This window comes from Micromonospora eburnea (assembly GCF_900090225.1).
In the GTDB taxonomy this organism is placed as follows: domain Bacteria; phylum Actinomycetota; class Actinomycetes; order Mycobacteriales; family Micromonosporaceae; genus Micromonospora; species Micromonospora eburnea.
In genome coordinates, this window is sequence record NZ_FMHY01000002.1 from 1,424,793 (window position 1) to 1,445,873 (window position 21,081).

21 protein-coding genes are annotated in these 21,081 nt (G+C 70.2%); 15 read left to right on the forward strand and 6 right to left on the reverse strand.

Going from position 1 to position 21,081, the window contains the following annotated elements; all coding sequences use genetic code 11:
* The first annotated feature begins 76 nt into the window (after positions 1-76).
* Together GA0070604_RS06795 and GA0070604_RS06800 are read left to right on the forward strand one after the other, a co-directional pair.
* Positions 77-1,414, forward strand: coding sequence for a sensor histidine kinase (locus GA0070604_RS06795; RefSeq protein WP_208601980.1), 1,338 nt, complete (start codon positions 77-79; stop codon positions 1,412-1,414).
* On the forward strand, positions 1,411-2,088 hold the full coding sequence (locus GA0070604_RS06800; RefSeq protein ID WP_091115922.1) for a response regulator: 678 nt from the start codon (positions 1,411-1,413) through the stop codon (positions 2,086-2,088). The genes GA0070604_RS06795 and GA0070604_RS06800 overlap by 4 nt, the downstream gene beginning before the upstream one ends.
* Positions 2,089-2,486: 398 nt before the next feature.
* On the opposite strand, the gene GA0070604_RS32275 is transcribed toward GA0070604_RS06800, so the two are convergent.
* The gene (locus GA0070604_RS32275; RefSeq protein WP_167363405.1) at positions 2,487-2,807 is read right to left on the reverse strand and encodes a hypothetical protein; all 321 of its coding nucleotides are present in this window, start codon (positions 2,805-2,807) and stop codon (positions 2,487-2,489) included.
* 504 nt (positions 2,808-3,311) lie between these two features.
* Between GA0070604_RS32275 and GA0070604_RS06810 the strand changes: the two genes are divergently transcribed.
* Entirely contained in the window at positions 3,312-5,618 is a 2,307-nt protein-coding gene (locus GA0070604_RS06810) for a helix-turn-helix domain-containing protein (RefSeq protein ID WP_091115928.1), read from the forward strand.
* Here GA0070604_RS06810 and GA0070604_RS06815 read toward each other — a convergent pair.
* Complete coding sequence (locus tag GA0070604_RS06815; RefSeq protein ID WP_091115931.1) at positions 5,615-6,775, reverse strand: MFS transporter; 1,161 nt, start codon at positions 6,773-6,775, stop codon at positions 5,615-5,617. The genes GA0070604_RS06810 and GA0070604_RS06815 overlap by 4 nt on opposite strands.
* 48 nt (positions 6,776-6,823) lie before the next feature.
* Between GA0070604_RS06815 and GA0070604_RS06820 the strand changes: the two genes are divergently transcribed.
* From GA0070604_RS06820 to GA0070604_RS06830, 3 genes are all read left to right on the forward strand, one after another.
* Positions 6,824-7,339 carry a CGNR zinc finger domain-containing protein gene (locus GA0070604_RS06820; protein WP_091115935.1) on the forward strand — a complete coding sequence of 172 codons (516 nt, stop codon included), beginning with the start codon at positions 6,824-6,826 and terminating at the stop codon, positions 7,337-7,339.
* Between the two features lie 157 nt (positions 7,340-7,496).
* Positions 7,497-8,237: a VOC family protein gene (locus GA0070604_RS06825; protein WP_091115939.1), complete on the forward strand. Its 741-nt coding sequence runs from the start codon at positions 7,497-7,499 to the stop codon at positions 8,235-8,237.
* 169 nt (positions 8,238-8,406) lie between these two features.
* Complete coding sequence (locus tag GA0070604_RS06830; RefSeq protein WP_091126946.1) at positions 8,407-9,243, forward strand: serine hydrolase; 837 nt, start codon at positions 8,407-8,409, stop codon at positions 9,241-9,243.
* 84 nt (positions 9,244-9,327) lie between these two features.
* On the opposite strand, the gene GA0070604_RS06835 is transcribed toward GA0070604_RS06830, so the two are convergent.
* A complete protein-coding gene (locus GA0070604_RS06835) occupies positions 9,328-9,528 on the reverse strand; it encodes a DUF397 domain-containing protein (protein WP_091115943.1) in 201 nt (66 codons plus the stop codon).
* On the reverse strand, positions 9,519-10,316 hold the full coding sequence (locus GA0070604_RS06840; protein ID WP_091115947.1) for a helix-turn-helix domain-containing protein: 798 nt from the start codon (positions 10,314-10,316) through the stop codon (positions 9,519-9,521). The genes GA0070604_RS06835 and GA0070604_RS06840 overlap by 10 nt, the downstream gene beginning before the upstream one ends.
* A gap of 227 nt (positions 10,317-10,543) precedes the next feature.
* Here GA0070604_RS06840 and GA0070604_RS06845 point away from each other — a divergent pair, with 227 nt between their 5' ends.
* The 3 genes from GA0070604_RS06845 (at position 10,544) to GA0070604_RS06855 (ending at position 12,172) form a co-directional block, all read left to right on the forward strand.
* Positions 10,544-10,726, forward strand: coding sequence for a hypothetical protein (locus GA0070604_RS06845; protein ID WP_091115950.1), 183 nt, complete (start codon positions 10,544-10,546; stop codon positions 10,724-10,726).
* Positions 10,727-10,766: 40 nt separating this feature from the next.
* Complete coding sequence (locus tag GA0070604_RS06850) at positions 10,767-11,015, forward strand: flavin reductase (RefSeq protein WP_091115954.1); 249 nt, start codon at positions 10,767-10,769, stop codon at positions 11,013-11,015.
* 275 nt (positions 11,016-11,290) lie between these two features.
* Positions 11,291-12,172: a fructosamine kinase family protein gene (locus tag GA0070604_RS06855; RefSeq protein WP_091115958.1), complete on the forward strand. Its 882-nt coding sequence runs from the start codon at positions 11,291-11,293 to the stop codon at positions 12,170-12,172.
* A 154-nt stretch (positions 12,173-12,326) separates the two neighbouring features.
* Here the strand turns inward: GA0070604_RS06855 and GA0070604_RS06860 are convergent, their stop codons facing one another.
* Positions 12,327-12,890 (reverse strand): ArsR/SmtB family transcription factor, encoded by a 564-nt coding sequence (locus tag GA0070604_RS06860; protein WP_091126947.1) that lies wholly within the window; start codon positions 12,888-12,890, stop codon positions 12,327-12,329.
* Between the two features lie 65 nt (positions 12,891-12,955).
* Here GA0070604_RS06860 and GA0070604_RS06865 point away from each other — a divergent pair, with 65 nt between their 5' ends.
* Positions 12,956-13,525, forward strand: coding sequence for a dienelactone hydrolase family protein (locus GA0070604_RS06865; protein WP_091115962.1), 570 nt, complete (start codon positions 12,956-12,958; stop codon positions 13,523-13,525).
* 100 nt (positions 13,526-13,625) lie between these two features.
* Here the strand turns inward: GA0070604_RS06865 and GA0070604_RS06870 are convergent, their stop codons facing one another.
* Positions 13,626-14,447: a TetR/AcrR family transcriptional regulator gene (locus tag GA0070604_RS06870; protein WP_244161776.1), complete on the reverse strand. Its 822-nt coding sequence runs from the start codon at positions 14,445-14,447 to the stop codon at positions 13,626-13,628.
* On the opposite strand from GA0070604_RS06870, the gene GA0070604_RS06875 reads away from it, so the two are divergent.
* The 5 genes from GA0070604_RS06875 to GA0070604_RS06895 all read left to right on the forward strand — a co-directional run bounded on the left by GA0070604_RS06875 (position 14,376) and on the right by GA0070604_RS06895 (position 21,081).
* Positions 14,376-15,506 (forward strand): FAD-dependent oxidoreductase, encoded by a 1,131-nt coding sequence (locus tag GA0070604_RS06875; RefSeq protein ID WP_244161777.1) that lies wholly within the window; start codon positions 14,376-14,378, stop codon positions 15,504-15,506. The two genes, GA0070604_RS06870 and GA0070604_RS06875, sit on opposite strands and share 72 nt — an antisense overlap.
* A 188-nt stretch (positions 15,507-15,694) precedes the next feature.
* Positions 15,695-17,272: an amino acid permease gene (locus tag GA0070604_RS06880; protein ID WP_091115969.1), complete on the forward strand. Its 1,578-nt coding sequence runs from the start codon at positions 15,695-15,697 to the stop codon at positions 17,270-17,272.
* A 68-nt stretch (positions 17,273-17,340) separates the two neighbouring features.
* The gene (locus GA0070604_RS06885) at positions 17,341-18,144 is read left to right on the forward strand and encodes a FadR/GntR family transcriptional regulator (protein ID WP_091115972.1); all 804 of its coding nucleotides are present in this window, start codon (positions 17,341-17,343) and stop codon (positions 18,142-18,144) included.
* 64 nt (positions 18,145-18,208) lie between these two features.
* Positions 18,209-19,573, forward strand: a complete 1,365-nt coding sequence (locus GA0070604_RS06890) for a glutamine synthetase family protein (RefSeq protein ID WP_091126949.1) — start codon at positions 18,209-18,211, stop codon at positions 19,571-19,573.
* A gap of 152 nt (positions 19,574-19,725) precedes the next feature.
* Positions 19,726-21,081, forward strand: a complete 1,356-nt coding sequence (locus GA0070604_RS06895; RefSeq protein WP_091115976.1) for an aldehyde dehydrogenase family protein — start codon at positions 19,726-19,728, stop codon at positions 21,079-21,081.

Here is a 21,081-nt window from a genome sequence, read left to right on the forward strand (position 1 = left end):
TGTCCTGCGACAGACGGTGGCGTCTGCCGTACGACAGACGCGGCAGCACATTCGCTGTCCCTAGACTCGCGGGATCATGACCGTGATCGCGATGCTGAGGCAGGCGCTGCGCGGCTGGATACCCGGGCCGCTGGTGCGGGATACGGCGCTGGCGGTCGGCCTGCTCGCGGTGTGCCTGCCGGTGAACAATCCCGTCGCGACGGTACGTACGGTCGCCGCGGCGCTGCCCGACGGCGGGTGGGGTGGCGCCGCCGTGACGTGGGGGTGGTGGACGGGGACGGCGCTGGCGCTGGCCGGCGTCGCGTTGCGCCGACGCTGGCCGCTGCCGATGCTTGTCGTCTGCGCGCTGGCCACGGCGGTGCACCTGGCGCTGATGGTGATGCCGATGGTGGTGGATCTGGCCGTGGTGGTGCTGCTCGGCACGGTCGCGGCCCGCTGCCGGCGCCGCGTGTCGCTGGCCGCGTTGTCCGGCCTGCTGCTGGTCGTCGCTGTCTGGTGCCTGACCGACGAGCGCCTGGGGCGTCCGATCAACGGGCTGCCGACGTTCTCCGTCGAGGTGATGCACCACGTCGGCCCGGACGGACGCGACGGGGGTGGCGTCGTCAGCCGGGCGGAGAGTTCGAACACGTGGAGCCCGCTGGCGGTGCTCGGCTCGGTGCTGTTCGCCGCGTGGGCGGTCGGCTCCGGCACCCGCACCCGACGCGAGTACGTCCGGCAGTTGCACGCGCGGGCCGCGGATCTGGAGCGGGAACGGGACCAGCGGGCGGCGCTGGCGGTGGCCGCGGAGCGCGGGAGGATCAGTCGAGAGCTGCACGACGTGGTGGCGCACGGTCTGTCGCTGATGGTCATTCAGGCACAGGGCGCCGACGCCGCGCTGGACAACCGGCCCGCCGACACACGCAGCGCGTTGCGTACGATCGTGAAGACCGGCCGTGATTCGCTGGCGGACATGCGCCGGGTGCTCGCCGCGCTCGGCGAGGTGGATGACGCCTGGCATCCTCAGCCGGGGCTCGCCCAGCTACCCAGCCTGCTCACTCGGGTGCGGCGCGCCGGCACGCCGGTACGGCTGCGGGTGGACGGCACGCCCGTGGAGCTGCCCTCGGCCGTGGACCTGTCCGGCTATCGCATCGTTCAGGAAGCGCTGACGAACGTCATGAAGCACGCCGACGCCGGGGCGAGCGCCGACGTTGTGATCTGCTATTCGAACACTGAGCTACGCATCGAGGTCAGCGACGACGGTCAGGGCACGAACGCCACCGACGGGGGCGCGATCGGCGTCGATGCCGGCGGCAACGGGCTGCGCGGCATGGACCACCGGGTGACGCTGCTCGGCGGCCGGCTCAGCGCCGGTCCTGGACCTGACGGGGGTTTCGTGGTGCGGGCCCGGCTGCCCATCGAGGAGCGGGACGAATGATCAAGGTGCTCATCGCCGACGACCAGGCGTTGGTCCGCACCGGTTTCCGGATGATCCTGGAGAACACGCCGGACATGGAGGTGGTCGGCGAGGCAGGTGACGGCGCGCGGGCGGCGACGCTGGCGCGGGAACTTCAGCCGGACATCGTGCTTATGGACGTGCGGATGCCGGAGGTCGACGGCGTCGAGGCAACCCGTCGCATCTGCGCGGACGGCACCGGCCGGGTGCGGATCCTGATGCTGACCACGTTCGACCTCGACGAGTACGTCTACGCCTCGCTGCGGGCCGGCGCCAGCGGCTTTCTACTCAAGGACACTCTCGCCGCTGACCTGCTCTCGGCCATTCGGGTGGTGGCACGCGGCGACGCGGTGGTGGCGCCGAGTGTGACGCGGCGCCTGCTGGAGCGCTATGTGGGCACCGCGCCCACACCGCTCGTGCCGCCCGCCGCCGCTGGCCTGCTCACCGACCGGGAACGAGAGGTCCTGGCACTGGTCGCCTGCGGGCTGTCGAACAGCGAGATCGCGGCGCGCATCTACGTGACCGAAGGCACAGTCAAGACGCATATCAGCCGGATACTGGCCAAACTCGACCTGCGCGACCGGGTGCAGGCCGTCGTCTACGCCTACGAATCCGGCCTGGTGCAGCCGGGAGCGAGATCCGGCGGCGGACCGTGACGAGCGCGTTCACCTGTCACCACGAGAAGGGTGGCCGGGAGCAGCGACTGCTGGGCCTGGGCGTTGGGTTGGGTCAGCTCGCTCCTGCGAGTTGCGCGGTCCGTCCATTGATGGAGCGCCGGCGCGGGGTGCCCGGAGGGTACGGCGAACCGCCGTATCAGTGAGAGAGAGGTGGACACCCCACGCCGTCGCGGGCCGGGCGTTGCCGAGCGCCCGGCGGTGGGCCCGTCGCGATCGGGCCTGGTCACAGGCTCAAGGATGCGGCCGGCGTAGCCGGTGTGGCAACGGAATTAGTCGTGGTGAGTGGCACTCCGTCCGGCTCCGGCATCCGGGGCGGGTCGGTCAACCGGAGCCTGGACGAGCCGGGAGATGAGATCGCCTCCCGGCTGCTCGTGACCTTAGGGGTGGTACAGCTCGCGGATCTGAGTGATCTTTCCGGAGGCGTCGAGGGTGAGGTCGTACATGTTGCCGTAGCAGCTGTACGGCTTCATGCTGTTGGGGTTCTGGGTGCAGGTGTTGATGTGCTGGAGCAGGACGTCGACGGTGACGTCCTGGGTCTGAACTCCGACGAACAGCTGTGCGGTGGCGCCGGCTGCGAACTCGTAGGCGTCAGGGCTCGACACGGTGGCTACGTAGTGGCCGTCGTTCGGCACGTCCGGTCCGCAGACGAACCTGGTCTCGTTGGCCCCAATCCGGTTCGGGGAGCCCCAGGCACTCACCGCGTTGATCACCTTGTGCCCTGGTTGCTCGGCCCTGGCCGTACAGTCATCAGCCGGAGCCGGCTGGGAGTCATGCGATGGCGTGGCGCCAGGGGCGCTGGGCTGCCCGGTTTCTGCTGCGCTGCTCGGCGCAGTGGGCGAGGTGGCCGCTGCACCGGTGTCAGCGGAGGGGGTGTGGCCGGATGCCGTCGTCTCCTCGGGACCGCAGGCACTGAGCGCGAGGGCGGCGGCGGTGAGAATGACGCTGGCGGCAAGGCGGCGAGCTGACAATGTGGGTTTCCCTCTGTTTCGGCGTCGGCAGTCGGTGGGCAGTCCTCCGATGCCCGTAACCCCGGTTGTCAGGTGGGCGCGTGACGGCGCCGCCCTGCTGGCAGCCGGGCCCTCTACAAGATCACCGTGAGCGGATTGGACACCAGGCGGTTGTGCCGGCAGAAATAGCTCTCGTCATACTTCTGCCGCCTGGCTTGGCTGCCCGCCGAGTCGCACCGATCGGGGGATTCCAACGTGGGCGTTGCTTCGCCGGCCGTGGGGGAGTTCGGGCAACTGCTGCTCAGCCTGCGCTCGCGGGCCAGGCTCACGCAGGAGGAGCTGTCCCACGCCACCGGAGTGAGCCTCCGCGCGCTCGCGGACCTGGAACGCGGCCGGTCCCGGGGCCCGCAGCGGCGCACCGTACGCGCTCTGGCCGAGGGACTGGGACTGGACGCCGCTGACACGGAGAAGCTGGAGCGGGCCGCCCAGGCAGGCCGCCCTCGCCGGCGGAGCGCTGCGCCGACGGCTCACCATGGCCTGGCCCTGCCGCGTGACATCGAGGACTTCACCGCTCGTGAGGCGGCTCTGGCCAAACTGCGCGCGCTGGCCGGGAAGACCGACCTCGTCCGGCCCACGGTTGCGCTGATCTCGGGGCCGCCTGGCCTCGGCAAGACCTCTTTCGGCGTACGCGCCGCCCATGCGCTCGCACCGCACTTCCCGGACGGACAGTTCGCCCTCGACCTGCACGGCATGGACCCGGAGCCCACCACCCCGCGCGATGCGCTCGCCCGCCTGCTGCGGGCGGTGGGTGTGGCCGAGAGCGCCATCCCCGGCGGCGTGGACGACCGGTCGGGCCTGTTTCGTTCGATCGTCCGCGACCGGCGCCTACTGCTTCTGCTGGACAACGCGGCCCACGAGGATCAGGTTCGCCCGCTGCTTCCCGGCAACGGCGGCTCGCTGACGATCGTCACCAGCCGCCATGCGCTGGCGGGCCTGGAATCGGTCCACCGCATCGAACTGGCGTTGCTGCGGCGCGAGGAAGCGGTCGAACTGCTGACCCGCATCATCGGCGCGGAGCGGGTCCAGCAGGAGACGCAGGCGGCCCGCGATCTCGCGGAACTGTGCGGGCACCTACCGTTGGCCGTCCGGATCGCCGGGCAGCGCCTCGCCGGCAGGCCCCACGAACGCGTCAGCAAGCTGGTCGCCCAACTCGCCGATGAAGAGCGTCGGCTGGACGCGCTCCAGGCCGGCGGCCTGCGGGTACGGGCCGCCTTCGCCCTCTCGTACCGGCAACTGGCCCCGGCCACCAGGACCCTGCTGCGGCGTGCCGCACTGGCCGCCGGCCCCGACTTCAGCCCGGAGAGCGCCGCCCTGCTGGCCGATCTACCGATCCGCCAGGCGGCGCTGTGCGCCGAGGAACTGGTGGATGCCGGGCTCCTGCTGCCCCGGCCCACCGTCGAGCGTTACCAGTTCCACGACCTCCTCAAGCTGTTCGCCGCCGAGCAGTTGGCCGTGGAGGACGGCACCGAGGCGTGCGACGCGGCCCAGGACCGGGCTGCCCGGTGGATGTTGCGCCGGGCCACCGCCGCAGCACTCCGTTTCGACGCCGACCGCCACCAGGACCCACCCGGCGGTGACCCCGATCCCGCCAGCGCACCCGCTAGCCGCGAGAAGGCCCGCGAGTGGTTGGAGGCCGAGCGCGCCCAGTGGCTCGCGGCCCTGCGCCGGGCCCAGGCCACCGGGTGGCACCAGCAGGTCATCGACATGGCTGAGGCGATGCACTGGTTCTCCGACCTCAACCAGCACTGGGAGCTGTGGGTGGAGGTCTTCCGGCGCGCCGTCGACGCGGCCCGAGCCCTGGGCAGCAGGCACAACGAGGCTGTGCACCTCAACTATCTCGCCTGGGCCTACAACATCTGCGTCTACGACCATCACGCCGCCCTGGAGGCCGCAGACACGGCGCTGGTGGTGGCCCGCGAGATCGACGACCAGCTCCAGATGGGCTGGGCGCTGGCTTACGGAGCGGCGGCGCTGCACCGGATCGGCCGGGTCGACGAGTCCATTGGCCGGCTCCAGGACGCGGCTGCCTGCCTCAGCGGCCAGACCTCCCTCCAGGGCCGCCTCGCCGAACTGTCGACCCTGAACACCCTGGGTAACTACCTGCGCCAGCGTGGTTGCGCCGAGGACGCCCTGACCATCCACCGACGAAGCGAAGCCAGCTGCCGCGCCGGGATGCCGGGACTGTCCCCCGAGCTGATCGCGTTGTACCTTGCGGTCGCCTGGCAGTGCCTTGGCAACGACCTCGCGGCGCTGGGCCGCTGGACCGACGCCGAGGCGATGCTCCGGCAGGCCCTGGCCGGTTTCGAGGCCGCGAACATGCTCGCCTGGAGCGAACCAGCCCGGCTGGACCTCGGGCTCGTGCTCCGCCGGCTGGCCCGCTACGACGAGGCCCGCGAAGTCCTGCTCACGGCCCGGGACACGCTCGGCGAGCTGAACAGCCCCCGGCGGGTGGAAGCCGCCGCTGAACTCCGTGAACTCGACAGGCTCACCGTCGGTGCCTAGAGATGCACTGGCTCGCCCGAGTGGTCGCCGGCCTTGCTGGCGACGTAGGCCGCGACGAGGTGAGCGGCGGCAGCCGTGAGGAGTGCGACGGCCAGGCCGGCGTGCATGAGGGAAGCCGCGGCCAGTGCGCCGATGCCTGAGGCGGTGATTTTGAGGCTGGCCCCGGTCGTGAAGATCTGGGTACGCAGGTGGGCGGATGCCTCCTGGTGGCGGATCTGGATCAGCCCGGCGAGCTGGGGTCCGTCACCCGCGCCGATGACAACGGCGGCAAGGATCGTGGTGACCGGGTGCCCGGCCGCCGCGATCGCGATGCCGAGTCCGACCAGCACGGTGGCCCAGGTCAGGACCCGTCCCGGACGGTGCAGCGCTCCACGTCGATCGAGGAGAGCATTCGATGCCAGAGCTGCTACGGCCAGGACAACCAGCAGGATCGATCCGGCAGCGGGGCTGCCGAATTGCTCCTGCCCGATCGCGGGGACGAGGACAGCGAACAGGCCGAAGCCGAAGAAGGCCACGCACGACGACACGGTCGCGGCCCGCAGCCTGGGCTGATGCGTGATCGCGGCGATGCCTCGGCGCAGGTCGGCCAAGGGATGAGACTGACGAGCGTCCTCGTCTGAGTTCTCGTGACGGAGGACGCGTGCGAAGGGCGCGCACACGGTGCCTGCCCCGAGTAGGAGAAGAGTCAGGACCAGCGGCGCGTTCGACCCCACGATCGCGTACGCGGCACCGGCGAGGGCCGGGCTGACCAACCCGGCGAGGCTGTAGGAGCTCGCGTCGAAGACGGCCAACCGCTGTGCCCGGGCGGCATCGGGGTCGGTGAGCGATGCCGACCAGCCGCCCGCGACGGCCGGCCCGAAGAGGCCGGCCAGGACTGCGACCACCATGGCCAGTCCTTCGTGCCCTTGATGCAGCGCGACCCCGACCGCCGCCAGCCCGACCGTGAACGATGCCAGGGACAGGGCCAGGGGGCCACTGGACCGAGCCCGGTCCAGCCAGACCCCCAGCAGAGGGCCGCCCACCGCTGCGGCGACGGCAAGGAGCCCGAACACGGCGGCGCCGTCATCGGGGGAGGACCCGCCGTAGGCGAACAGGAGGACCGCCGTGCCGGCCATCTCGTCCCCGGTGCGTGCCATGAGTGCGCCGAGCGGCGCCATGACCGTGTAACGGTTTGTCACGCCTATTACGTTACATAGACTGGTGGCATGGCGATGTTCAAGACAGGGGCGGAAGCCGCCGTACGGCGCTGCGCTGACGTGATGAACGCGGCCGACACTGATGACGCAAGCCTGTGCGCCACCCTTGCGGCCCACGGGGAAACGGTCTCGTCGTTGCAGCCCGACGAGACTCGCCAGCTGCGTGACGCCGCCGCCCGGCTTCGCCCAGTTGCCCAGGCCGGCTCACTCGAAGAGGCATGCGCGCGACTGAACGAGGTGCTAGCCGCCTGCCGGCCACCGCGGCTGACGGCACATGAAGGCACCCCATGGCACTTGCACGTCGACAGCAGCGATGACGCCGACTGGGGCGAGTGGTTCACCGCCTCCTCGGCGATGGCCCTGGCCATCCTCGTCGCCGAAACCCAGCAGCCACCCTTGGGCGTCTGCCAGGCGCCGGGCTGCGACCATGTCTTTCCCACGCACAGCCCTGGACGCCCGCGCCGCTACTGCTCCACCACCTGTTCCTCACGCGCCCGCGTCGCCAGCCACCGCGCCCGCGTCTAGCAAACCGTGCCAGCCGCACCCGGCGGCATTGGCGTGTGCGACAGCGCAGCTCCGTCAGGTCGCTGCAACGATCGTCGAGTTCTGCCATGTGCGTGACGGTCGCGGGTTTGGCAGACTGCTGCGTCGCCTGCGCTGTCAAACAGATGAGGTGCCGACGATGCTTGACGAAGGTGTCCAGCCCAACGAGATCGCCGTGCCGCTGCTGCCCTGTGTGGCACCGGAGGAAACCCTGGCCTTCTGGCGCGCCCTGGGCTTCGCCGTGACCTACGAACAGACGAAGCCCTACCTGTACCTGGCGTTCCGGTGGCGCGGATTCGAGCTGCACTACGGGCACGCCTCCAGCAACCTGAACCCGTCGGAGAACACCGGCGGGTGCCTGGTGATGGTTGACACGGTCGCGCCGTACCATGCAGCGTTCACCGAGGCGATGCGCAGCGCGTACGGGAAGGTGCTCGCAAAGGGGCTGCCTCGGATAACGCGGTACCGGCCCGGCGCCTCACGGTTCACCGTCACGGACCCGTCGGGAAACTCGATCATTTTCATCCAGCGGGACGAGCCGGCGGAGTTGGAGTACGGTGGCTCCAAGCAGTTGCCAGGGCTTGCCCGGGTTCTGGACAACGCGCGGATCCTGCGCGAGTTCAAGAACGACGACCGGGCCGCCTTCCGAGCCCTGAACTCGGGACTGCGCCGGCACGGCGAAGGGGCACCGGTCGTGCAGCAGGCGATGGCGCTGGCCATGCTCATCGAGCTGTCGACGGCGCTGGAGGAGCCGGAACGGGTACCGGAGTGGGGCGCCAGGCTCCGGCAACTCAACCTGACCACGGAGGAGTGCCGTCAGGTCGAGTCCGGGGTTGCCGACCCCACGGTGATCGAGCCGTGGATGCCCGCCCCGGCCTGACACGCCCACGGTGTCATAGCGAGCGGCACGACCGGGCCAGGCTCGCCTGTTGGCGTTCGCGACGTACGCCGGTGACGACTCCAGCGCCCACGCCGGACGGGCGCGAAAGCATAGGGTCGGCGCCATGATCCGAGCGGAGATTCTGGTACGGCAGGGCGACGACTTCATCGTGGACGACGCCACGGAGACGCGGTATCAGCTGGCCTCTGTGAGCAAGCAGTTCACCGCGGCTGCCGCGCTCCTGCTCGTGGAAAACGGCAGGCTGGCCCTTGACGATCCCGTGGGCCGCTGGATCGACGGCTGCCCGGAGGAGTGGCGAGACATCACGCTGCACCACCTGCTCACCCACACCTCCGGCCTCGGCCACTGGGACGACTATCCCATGATCGACCTAGCTCGGCGGCTTGAGCCCGGCGAACTGCTGAAGACCTTCCACCGGGTGCCGCTTCGGTACCCGCCGGGCAAGGGCTGGAGCTACAGCAGCCCGGGGTATGTGCTGTTGGCGCACGTCGTCGAACGGGCCGCCGATACGCCCTACCGGGTCTTCCTGGCAGACCGCATCTTCGATCACCTTGGTTTGACCAGGACGTTCGCGGGAGCGCCCGGTGGGCGGCCGAACCTGGCGCTCGGCCACGACGCCGAGGGCCAGCCGTTGCCGACCTGGGAACTGGACGTGTTAGGCATGGGAACCGGAGACGTGTGGTCGACAGCCAAGGACGTGTTGGCCTGGCTCGATGCCCTCCAGGGCGGACAGCTGCTGAGCGAGCCGTACCGCACGCTGATGTTGACCGAACAGGCGCGAACCGGCAAGGGTTCGGATGACAGCGGTTACGGCTACGGCGTCTTCGTAGGTGAGCTCAACGGTCGACGGTGGTGGCACCACAGCGGCCACAACGCGGGCTACAAGGCGTTCGTCGGCTGTATTCCGGACCTGGGTCGCCGCATCGTGGTTCTCAGCAATACCGAGGCGACGGACACCAGCACCATTGCGCCTCTGCTCACATGATCAGGCACCTCGAATCACATGGCGTGCAAACACCAACAGGTCCTCCCGCCTGGACGGGAGGACCTGTTGAAGTGCTGCCGGGTGTCAGCCCACGGGGCCGATCTGCCTGGCCAGTTCGACGAAGGACCGCCACGAAGAGGGGGTGAAGTGGAGGGTGCCACCCTCCGGGTCCTTGGTGTCGCGTACCAGCACGACGCCCGGCAGGTTGTCGGCGACCTCCACGCATGACCCGCCATTGCCGCCGGACCTGCTCGACTTTCGCCACTGTGGGGTCATCACGTCCATGACTTCGCCACTTCCTTGATCAGCTCGAATGACTGCCGGCGGGGGAGCGCCTCGCTCCGGACGATCTCCCACGTCTTGGCCAGCTTAGCGATGTCGGCTGGTGCATCGACGATCTGCGCGGTGAGCTGGTTGTCCGCATGAGCCACGCGTGCGCCATCGGACAGTTCGGCGATGATGAACTGCCCGGCCAGGCCCAGGTACATTCCGGCGTCCACGGGCACCACGTGCACCTGGATGTGTTCCCGCTTCGCCTGTTCGACAAGGTGCTCAAGCTGTTCGGCCATCAGCCCGGGCTGGTCGAGCACCGGCCGACGGAGCACGGATTCGTCCAAGACGACGATGAGTTGTGGGGGAGGCTCGCGCTCCAGGATCGCCTGCCGATCCAGCCGGGAAGCCACCGCCTGGTCAACGTCCTTTGGGCCGAACCGGCCCCCGGCCAGTGTGGCGCGGGCGTACCGTTCGGTCTGAAGTAGGCCGGGGATGTAGGCCAGCTCGAACCACCGCAGCGTGGCCGCTTCGCGCTCGAACTCGATCCACTCACGCAACCAGGCGGGCGTGTTGTCAAGCTTGCCGAGCTCACGCAGCATGCGGCCGAAGCGTCCCCCGGTCTTGTGCTTGTCGTCGACCGCCTTCATGTACTCGCATGTCGGCGGCCGGCCGCCGGTTTCCACCGAGCTCACGTGGGACCCGGAGTAGCCGATCGTTCTGCCGAAGTCGTCCTGACTCAGCCCGAGGGTCGCCCGGAACAGCCGTAGCTCACCCAGTACGTAGTTGGTAGCGGTTCCCATCGATCCCCCAACTCCTGCTCGGTTCTACCCGGCGGTCGCTCATGGCCGCCCACCTGTCTGCTTGACCTGCGCGGATGGGCCGAGCGCGTATCGACGGTAATGCCGTCCCATCCAGACTGTCACGCAAGCGGATCGGCTCGGCGCGGGACAGCGTGGGGTGGGTCCCAGCTCGGGGTCGCCCCGCACCCGTACGTGGGGCGGCCCCCTCCAAGGACGAGGAGGACGATGTGCGTACCCGTCTGTTCCGGCATCGGACCAAGGGGCTGCCGACGCTGCCGAGGCGCGAGCCGGGCAACAACCTGCCCGCGTGGATGCGGGAGCCGACCCGGGTGTTCCCCACGCTTGAGCCTGGCCGCCCGGGGCGATTGACGCCGGCCCAGGAGTGGCGGGCGAACGGGGGCCGCTGGTGACCGGAGAGGAAGTCCGCGCGATCGGCCGGGGGGTGCGGTGATGGGGCGCCGGGTGATCCCGCATCTCCCGACGCGCCCGCTGTGGCGGTGCCGCAACTGTGGTGCGGAGTGGCCCTGCCAGCCGGCCCGGTTGTCGCTGCTCGTCGAGTACCGGGGGAACCGTACCGCGTTGTTGCTCTACCTCGGTGGGTTGATGGCCGAGGCCCGGGAACAGCTCGCCCAGCTCAACCCGGACCACGCCCCGGACCTGCACCATCGCTTCATCGCCTGGGCGCGGGCGCGCGACTGATGGTGCCGGAGCCCGTCCCTGGACGGCGCTGGGCGCCTGCCGGGCTGACGCGCGGATCGCGGAGGCGGGCGGCTTCACTCCGCACCGAGCGCATCCCGAAACGTCCTCGCCGACGCGGACCCGGGTTGCCGAACCAGGGCCAGGAGGAATGGTGCCTGCCGTCGACGAAAGGTTCGTACGTCTGATCTTGGCCTGGAGGTTGATCCTCGGGAGGTGGTCGTTGTGATCACATAGATCTTGCTGACGAGCACCCCGGACAAGAGGAGCCTGTTGTGATGCGGCCGTCGACGTTCCTGCTGGAGGGGCTGTTCCGGGCTGGGATGCGCGATGTCGTCACAGTGGAGCCGGCGACGGGTGGGGTCGCGGCGCTCGCGGGCATAGCAACCCGTCGGGACGCGCCGTCGGTGTTCGTCAAGGCATTCGCCGACACGCCGGCCGACGACGTCTTTGTCGCGGAGGCCGAAGGGCTGGCCGCCCTGCGCGACCTCGGCGGCATGGCGACACCCGAGGTGATCCTGGCGGACCGGGAACTGCTCGTGTTGTCGGTGCTGTGTCCGAGGCCGCGCAGCGAGACCTTCTGGGAACAGTTCGCGCACGCGCTCGCCCGCCTGCACCTGAGCACCACCCATCCCCGCTTCGGATGGCACCGCGACAACTGGCTGGGCCGCTGCCGGCAGATCAATACCTGGGATGACGACGGCTTCGCGTTCTTCGCGCAGCACCGGCTGCTCCGGTGGCTCGGGCAGCCCCGCGTCGAGGCGGCACTCGACGCCGAGGACCGGGCTGCGCTGGAACGGCTGTGTCACCGGCTGCCCGACCTGCTGCCGGATCGGCCGGCCTGCCTGACGCACGGCGACCTGTGGGCACAGAACGTCCTGGCCACCCCGGACGGCCAGCCCGCGGTGATCGACCCGGCCGTGTCCTACATGTGGGCCGAGGTCGACCTCGCCCACGTGTGGTCCACCTCGCCGCCGCCCGAGGCGCGACGGTTCTTCGAGGTCTACGCGGAGCTGACCTCCCTCGACAGTGACTGGCGCGCCCGCATGCCGATTGTTCAGCTGCGCCAACACCTCGCCGTGCTGGCCCAGTTCGACGACGACTGGGGCGCGGGCGAACAGGTCCGTGCCACCCTTGCCCCGTTCCGGACACGGACCTGACCGACAGGCGACGCCCGACCACGGCTACGCGCGGGCCGTGGCGATCCGAGCGCTCCGCCCACGGCAATGCACCGGCCGCGTTCCGAGGAGGGTCCAAGCCGCATCGCGAGGCATGCCTTCGGGTTGCCGGATGCGGGGCTCCGCTTCCGAATTATCACTCCGCTGCGGGCAGGGTCGGATGGTCGGTGGGGTAGATCCCCATCGCGAATCCGTACATGGTTTCGCCGGACCTCGGCATCCGGTCGAACGCATCAACGAGTTGCGCCATCTGCTCCCAGAACTGAGCGGCCTGATCCTGGGAGATGCGCGCATGTCGGATGAAACCCCAGAGCTTTCCCTGCTCGAACGCCTTCGCGGACTCGTGTGCAGCCACCTCGAAGTCGTTGAAGTCGCCCGGCATCTGTTGGCCGGCGGGTGAGGGCTCCGCCGCCACATAAAACATCCGTGCGGTACGCCCGTAGAAGCGTTCCTCGACCGCCCGCACCTTCCGCGTACGCACCACCTGGAGCAGGCCGTTGCGTGCAAGCACGTCCACGTGGTGGGCGACCGTGCTCTTGGGGCGCTCGACCGCGGCCGCGAGCTCGGTGACGGTCGCGGCCCGCTCGTGGAGGAGCTGAAGGATCACCGTACGGAGCGGGTGGCCGATGGCCTTCACCTGATCCGGGCTGGTCAGCGCCAGCCGGTCGGCTAGCTCGTAGTCCGGGGCGTTGTCTGCCATGGCGTAACAGACTAGCATCGCGGAACGTTCCAAAAATTTCGATCGTTCGCAAGGAGTTCAACACCGTGACCGACGTGCTGCTCTACCACCACATCCAGGGCCTGACCGACGGGGTCCGGAGCTTCGCCGACAGCCTGCGACAGGCCGGGCACACCGTGCACACGCCAGACCTGTTCGACGGCCGCACGTTCGGCAGCATCGAGGAGGGGTTCGGATTCGCTCGGGAGTCGGGGCTGGACGCGATCCGGGAGCGCGGCATCGCCGCGGCCGACGACCTCGGCCCCGGGCTCGTCTACGCCGGATTCTCCTTCGGCGTGACAATCGCCCAGCGGCTCGCGCAGACCCGGCCCGGTGCCCGCGGGGCACTCCTCATGGACTCCTGCCTCCCGGTCGCGGAATTCGGCGAGAGGTGGCCCGAGGGCGTGCCGGTGCAGATCCACGGCAAGGAGGACGACGAGTTCTTCGACGAGGACCTGCCGGCCGCACGCGAGCTCGCCGGCTCCACGGCGAACGCGGAGCTGTTCGTCTATCCCGGCGACCAGCACCTCTTTGCCGACTCCTCGCTCGACGCGTACGACCCGGAGGCGTCCGCGCTGCTCATGGAGCGGGTACGGGCGTTCCTCGCCGCCGTCTGACCGGCGTGGCCCAACCCGGCTGGCCCACGCTTCGTCCGGACATCGGCCGGGCCCGGCTGTCTGGTCGAGGTGTAGCCGGTACTGGCCGGCTAGCGGCAGGTCACGTGTGGGGATGGTTGGTGATGCCGTCCAGGATGGTGATCAGGTTGTGGTGGAAGGTTTCCTCGGCGTTGAGGTGGGCGCCGTCGATGACGAGCCGGGCGACGGTGGGGTAGCGGCCGGTTTCGAGCATGCGTGTCAGGTAGGGCCCGAGGGCGGCCTGCCAGGCGGACACGTCGGTGCCGGTCGAACGGGCGGTGCGTCGCTCGGTGATCTCCCTGCGCAGCGCTCCGACGATGAACGCGTTGAGGGCGCCCAGGGCCCGTTGGAGATCGTCGATACCGCGGATGCCAGGGGCCTGGCTGAGCGCCGCCGCGGTCGATTCGCCCACGGCGAGCGCGTGAGGCCCCAGGTGTGGCCTGGCGCCGAGCAGGTCGGCGAACCACTCGTGATCAAGAGCGGCGTCGCGGGTCCGGTGAACGATGGCCAGTACGGTGGCGCGCCACCCGGAGTGCTGGCCGGCCTCGGCGATCTGGGCGTACACGGCGTCGACCATCAGATCGAGCAGTTCGGACCTGTTGGTCACGTAGTCGTAGAGCCGCATCGGACCGACACCGAGTTCTTTGGCGATCTTGCGTACCGACAGCCCGTCGAGGCCGTGTGCGTCGGCGATCCGGATCGCCGTGGCGGCGATCTTCGCGCGGCTCAGTGGCACCGGCGCTGACCGCGGCCGAGGTTCGGGCCGTTCCCAGACGGGCAGCGGTGCGCTACCGTACGACGTATCCATAAGATACAGCGTACGGTAAGGAAGATGATGATGCGAATCGCGATCGTCGGTGGTGGCCTCGGCGGCCTGACGCTGGCCCGAATCCTGCACCGGCACGGCATCGACGCGGCGGTGTACGAACGCGAGGCGGGCCGATCCGCGCGATCACAGGGCGGATCGCTCGACCTGCACCCGGAGTCCGGGCAACGAGCCCTGGCCGATGCGGGCCTTGCCGGCCGGTTCCGGTCCGAGGCGCGGCCGGAGGGCGAGGAACATCGCATCCTCGACCCGGCCGGACGCACCCTCGTGCACCACAAGCCACAACCCGGGTCGTTCTCCGGACGCCCCGAGATCGACCGCAGCGCACTGCGTGATCTTCTGCTCGATTCACTCCCCGCCGACACTGTCATGTGGCAGCACCGGCTCGTCGCGGCGACGCCACGGCCCGACGGAGGCTTCGGGCTGACGTTCGATGGCGGCCACAGCGTCGACTGCGACGTCCTCATCGGCGCGGACGGCGCACGCTCGGTCGTCCGCCCGATGCTGACCGACGTGGCGCTGTCGTCCGTGGCCACCCTGGCCGAGCTCCGCATCAGCGACGTCGACCGGCGCCACCCGGATCTCGCCGAGCTGGTCGGCCCCGGAAACCTCTGGTGCGTCGGCGTGAGCCAGATCCTGGCGGCGCAACGCCTCGGCGACGGCAGCATCCGGGTCGGCATCTCCCTACCTGCGGACGATCGCCACCTGGACACCTACCGCAGCAAGCGTGCCCTGCTGGACATGTTCGACGGCTGGGACCCCGGCCTCACCGCACTCATCGAGGCGGGCGACAGCCCGCCGACCCCGCGCAGGATCGAGGCGATGCCCACCGGAACACGCTGGGCCCACCGGCCGGGCGTCACCCTCATCGGTGACGCCGCGCACCTCATGCCGCCGGTCGGCGAGGGCGCCAACCAAGCCATGCTCGACGCCGCCGAACTCGCCGCCGAACTCGCCACCAACCCCGCCGACCCCGACGTGGCGATCCAGGCGTACGAGGAGGCGATGTTCACCAGGACCCACCCGATCGCCGAGATGTCCGCACGAGTCCAGGCGATGATGTTGTCCCCCGCCGCGGCCGACGACATCATCCGCTTCTTCACGCCACGGCCCACCGAGCCGGCAACCGCGGATTGACAACGCGCGACGCGGCGGCCCCGCCCTGGTGGGCGCTCCTGCCGTGGAGGGTCGGGTGTCCGTTCATTGGTCTGGTCCCGACCGAATTTCCGGCCGATCTCCATTGACCTGGTTCCGGGTGTGGGCTCATCATCCCGTCAGGCGGTGACGCAGGTCACAGTCTTCACCCCCGCTCAAGGGAGATACCGATGAGCTCAACGATCGAGGACGGAGTAACCCCACCTTCCCCTGTCACTGACGAGGAACGGCTCGCGCAGCTGGGATACAAGCAGGAACTACGTCGCAAGCTGTCCGGCTTCTCCAACTTCGCGGTCTCGTTCTCCATCATTTCCATCCTGGCCGGCGCGATCACGTCGTACGGCATCGCGATGACGGCGGGCGGCCCGCTGGCGATCACCCTGGGCTGGCTCTTCGTCGGCGTCATGGTGATCTTCGTCGCGCTCGCCATGGCCGAGATCTGCTCGGTCTATCCCACCGCCGGGGCCCTCTACTGGTGGGCCGCCGCGCTCACCAAGCGGAACAAGGCGGTCTGGGCGTGGTTCGTCGGCTGGTTCAACTTCCTCGGCGAGGTGGCGGTGACCGCCGCCATCGACTTCGGTGCGGCGATCACCACCTCCGCCTTCCTGAGCCTCGCCTTCGACCTGGAGGTGACCGCGGGACGTACCTTCCTGATCTTCCTGGTGATCATCGCCGCGCACGGCCTGCTCAACACCTTCGGCGTCAACCTCGTACGGCTGCTCTCCGACATCAGCGCCTGGTGGCACCTGGCCGGCGTGGCGGTCATCGTCGGCGCCCTCGCGATCGTGCCCGACCAGCACAAGCCGATCTCCGAGGTCTTCCTGGAGGTACGCAACGAGACCGGCTTCACCTTCGCCGGCGCGGCCGGGTACGCGGTGCTCATCGGTCTGCTGATGGCCCAGTACACCTACACCGGTTACGACGCCAGCGCGCACGTGGCGGAGGAGACGCACGACGCCGCCCGCTCCGCGCCCCGCGGCATCGTGATGTCGGTCGTGGTCTCGGTCCTCGCCGGCTTCGTGCTGCTGTTCGCCATCACCTGGTCCATCCAGGACTACGACGCCGAGCGGACGACCGCGCTGGGTCTGCCCCCGGCGCAGATCTTCATCGACGCGGTCGGCCACGACCTCGGCACGTTCCTGCTCTTCATCTGCGTGGTCGCCCAGTTCTTCTGCGGCATGGCCTCGGTCACGGCGAACTCCCGGATGGCCTACGCGTTCAGCCGGGACGGCGCGCTGCCCGGCTCCCGGATCTGGAAGCGGGTCAACCCGCGTACGGGCACGCCGACCAACTCGATCTGGCTCTGCGTCACCTGCTCGACACTGCTCGTCCTGCCGTCGCTCTGGAACACCACCGCCTACCTGGCGGCCACCTCCATCGCGGTGATCGGCCTCTACATCGCGTACGTGGCTCCGGTGTTCCTGCGCCGGCGTGCGTCGGACTTCCGGGTCGGGCCGTGGAACCTCGGTCGGTGGAGCGCGCCGGTCGGGTGGATCGCGGTCGTCTGGGTCGCGGTCATCTGTGTCCTGTTCGTGCTGCCGACCAGCAGCCCGGTCACCGCCAGCACGTTCAACTACACGATCGTCGCGGTCGGGGTCGTGCTCGGCGGCGCCTGGCTCTGGTGGGTGCTCAGCGCCCGGCGCTGGTTCACCGGCCCCCGCCACAACGTGCCGGCCCCGGCGATCCCGCACCCGTCGACGGGCGCCGAGCCCGCCACGCAGCCGGGTGTCGAATCGGCCGCCGAGTAGGTTGCCCGGGTGGTGGGTGCTCCGACGGGCACCCGCCACCTGGACGGACGGTGGGGAAGGGACGGCCGATGCCGAACGATGCCGGGACTGTCGAGCCGGTCAACGCCGCCGGAGGGCCGAGCGGTGCCGGGGCAGCCACGCCGGACGCCGTACCGGCCTTCCCGGTGTGGCGTCCGGTGCGGGGCGGCAACGCCTTCGAGATCACTGTCGCCCGGCTCGTCCAGGCGATCAAGCTCGGCCTGGTCCGGGTCGGCGAGCGGCTGCCCGCGGAGCGGGAACTGGCCGAGCGGCTGCGGGTCAGCCGGGTGACCCTGCGGGAGGCGATAGCGGCGTTGCGCGACGCCGGCTACCTGGAATCCCGGCGCGGTCGTACCGGTGGGACCTTCGTCCGCTCGACGCTGCCCGTACCCGGTGCCGGCGGCGGGCACCCGGACGCGGGAGAGCTGGCCCGCGAGATGGGTGAGCGGCTGCCGGACGCGCTCGACTTCCGGCGCGTACTGGAATCGGGTGCGGCCGGGCTGGCCGCGAACCGTAGCCTGCCGGCGGTCGAGCGGCAGGCCCTGGTCGCCGCCCTGGCCGCCTCCCGCGACCGCGATCCGGCCAACCGGCGGGTCGCGGACTCCCGACTGCACCTGGCGGTCGCCGCGGCCAGCGGCTGCCCGTCGTTGGCCGCCGCCGTCGCCGACGTGCAGTTGACCCTCGACCGGCTCCTCGCCGCGATCCCGGTGATCCCCCGGAACCTCGACCACTCCGACGCCCAGCACACCCGGATCGTCGACGCGATCCTGGCCGGCGACGCGAACGCGGCCCGGCTGGTGATGGAGGAGCACTGCGACGCCACGGCGGAGTTGTTGCGCGGCCTGCTCGGGTGAGGCGGGCCGCCCATTGACGAACTCAAAGGTTCGGTAGTAGACCTTTCGCATGGAGGGCGCGCCGATGAGGACAGCTCCACTCACGCTGGAACAGCTCCGGGCCGCGGTCCGCGACGGCGGGATCGACACGGTGGTGCTGGCCCTGACCGACATGCAGGGCCGGCTCCAGGGCAAGCGGTTCCACGCGCCCTACTTCCTCGACCAGGTGGTCGCGCACGGCAGCGAGGGCTGCAACTACCTGCTCGCCGTCGACGTGGACATGAACACCGTCGACGGGTACGCGATGTCGAGCTGGGCCCGCGGCTACGGCGACTTCGCGATGAAGCCCGACCTGGTGACCCTGCGCCCGGTGCCCTGGCAGCCGGGGACCGCGCTGCTCCTGGCCGACCTGGAGTGGCTGGACGGCTCGGGTCCGGTGGCCGCCTCGCCCCGGCAGATCCTGCGCCGGCAGCTCGACCGGCTGGCCGGGCACGGGCTCACCGCGTACGCCGGGACGGAGCTGGAGTTCGTGCTGTTCCGCGACTCGTACGAGGAGGCGTGGCGGCGCGGCTACCGCGACCTGACCCCGGCCAACCAGTACAACGTGGACTACTCGCTGCTCGGCACCGCCCGGGTGGAGCCGTTGCTGCGCCGGATCCGCACCGAGATGGCCGGAGCGGGGTTGACCCCGGAGAGCGCCAAGGGCGAGTGCAACCTCGGCCAGCACGAGATCGCCTTCCGCTACGACGAGGCGCTGGCCTGCGCCGACCACCACGTGATCTACAAGAACGGGGCGAAGGAAATCGCCGCCCAAGAGGGCATGTCGATCACCTTCATGGCCAAGCCGAACGCCCGCGAGGGCAACTCCTGCCACGTCCACTTCTCGCTGCGCGACGCGTCCGGGGCGTCCGCGATGCCGGGCGACGGGCCGGCCCAGCTGAGCGTCACCGGGCAGCGGGTGGTGGCCGGGCTGCTCGCCACCATGCGCGAGTTCAGCCTCTTCTCCGCCCCGAACGTCAACTCCTACAAGCGCTACCAGCCGGGCTCGTTCGCCCCGACCGCGCTGCGCTGGGGCACCGACAACCGCACCTGCGCGCTGCGGCTCGTCGGGCACGGCCAGGGGCTGCGGGTGGAGAACCGGGCGCCCGGCGCGGACGTCAACCCGTACCTGGCGATCGCCGCGCTGGTCGCCGGGGCGGTGTACGGCATCGAACGGGAGTTGACGCTGGAGGAGGAGTGCACCGGCAACGCGTACGACGACGGCACCGCCGAGCGGGTCCCCGGCACGCTCCGCGACGCCCTGGCCCTGTGGGAAGGCTCCGAGCTGGCCAAGGACGCCTTCGGCCCCGAGGTCGTCGCCCACTACGCCAACCAGGCCCGCGTCGAGCTGACCGCCTTCGACGCCGCCGTCACCGACTGGGAACTAACCCGTGGCTTCGAACGCCTCTAACCCACCCCACCCCCCACCCCACCCCCCACCCCACCGCCCACCCCGGCGATCTTGCACTTTCGGTCTGTGGTTCGTGCCGATATGAGGCTTTTGTTGAGGCGGCAACTGCAAGATCGGCGGGTAGCGGGAGCGGGAGCGGGAGGGGAGGGCGCGTGACTGAGGTGCGGAACCCGGCGACGGGGGAGGTGCTACGGGAGGTTCCCGGCACGTCAAGCGCGGAGGTGGATGCGGCTATCGGGCGGGCCGCGGGGGCGTACGAGGGGTGGCGGAAGGCGGCGCCGGGGGAGCGGGCGCGGGTGTTGCGGCGGTTCGCGGCGGAGGTCGACGCGCATCTTGAGGAGCTGGCGCTGCTGGAGGTGCGCAACTCCGGCCACACCATCGGCAACGCCCGCTGGGAGGCGGGCAACGTCCGGGACGTCCTCGACTACTACGCGGGCGCGCCCGAGCGGCTGACCGGGCGGCAGATCCCGGTGCCCGGCGGCCTCGACGTCACCTTCCACGAGCCGCTCGGCGTGGTCGGGGTGATCGTGCCGTGGAACTTCCCGATGCCCATTGCCGGCTGGGGCTTCGCGCCCGCCCTGGCGGCCGGCAACACCGTCGTGCTGAAGCCGGCCGAGCTGACCCCGCTCACCGCGCTGCGCCTGGCCGAGCTGGCCCTCGAAGCGGGGCTTCCGGAGCACGTGTTCACCGTCCTGCCCGGGCAGGGGAGCGTGGTGGGGGAACGGTTCGTCACCCACCCGGCGGTACGCAAGGTCTGCTTCACCGGTTCCACCGAGGTCGGCACCCGGATCATGGCGGGCTGCGCGGCCCAGGTTAAGCGGGTGACCCTGGAGCTGGGCGGCAAGTCCGCCAACCTGGTCTTCGCCGACGCCGACCTTGAGAAGGCGGCGGCCAGCGCGCCGTACGCGGTCTTCGACAACGCCGGCCAGGACTGCTGCGCCCGGTCCCGGATCCTGGTCCAGCGCCCGGTGTACGACCGCTTCCTCGAACTGCTCGAACCGGCCGTACGCGCGTTCCGGGTCGAGGACCCGGCCGCCGAGACGGCCGAGATGGGCCCGCTGATCTCCGCCGGCCACCGGGACCGGGTCGCCGGGTACGTAGACGGGGCGAAGGTGGCCTTCACCGGCTCCCGCCCGGACGGCCCCGGCTTCTGGTACGCCCCGACGGTGCTGCTCGCCGACTCCCCGGCCGACCGGCACTGGCGCGAGGAGATCTTCGGCCCGGTCGTCTCGGTGCTGCCGTTCGACGACGAGGCGGACGCGATCCGGCTGGCCAACGACACCGAGTACGGCCTCTCCGGCTCCGTCTGGACCCGGGATGTCGGCCGGGCGATCCGGGTGGCCCGGGCGGTGGAGTCGGGCAACCTCAGCGTCAACTCGCACTCCTCGGTGCGCTACTGGACCCCGTTCGGCGGGATGAAGCGCTCCGGTCTCGGCCGGGAGCTGGGTCCGGACGCGCTGCACGCCTTCACCGACGTCAAGAACGTGTTCATCAGCACGGAGGAGTGA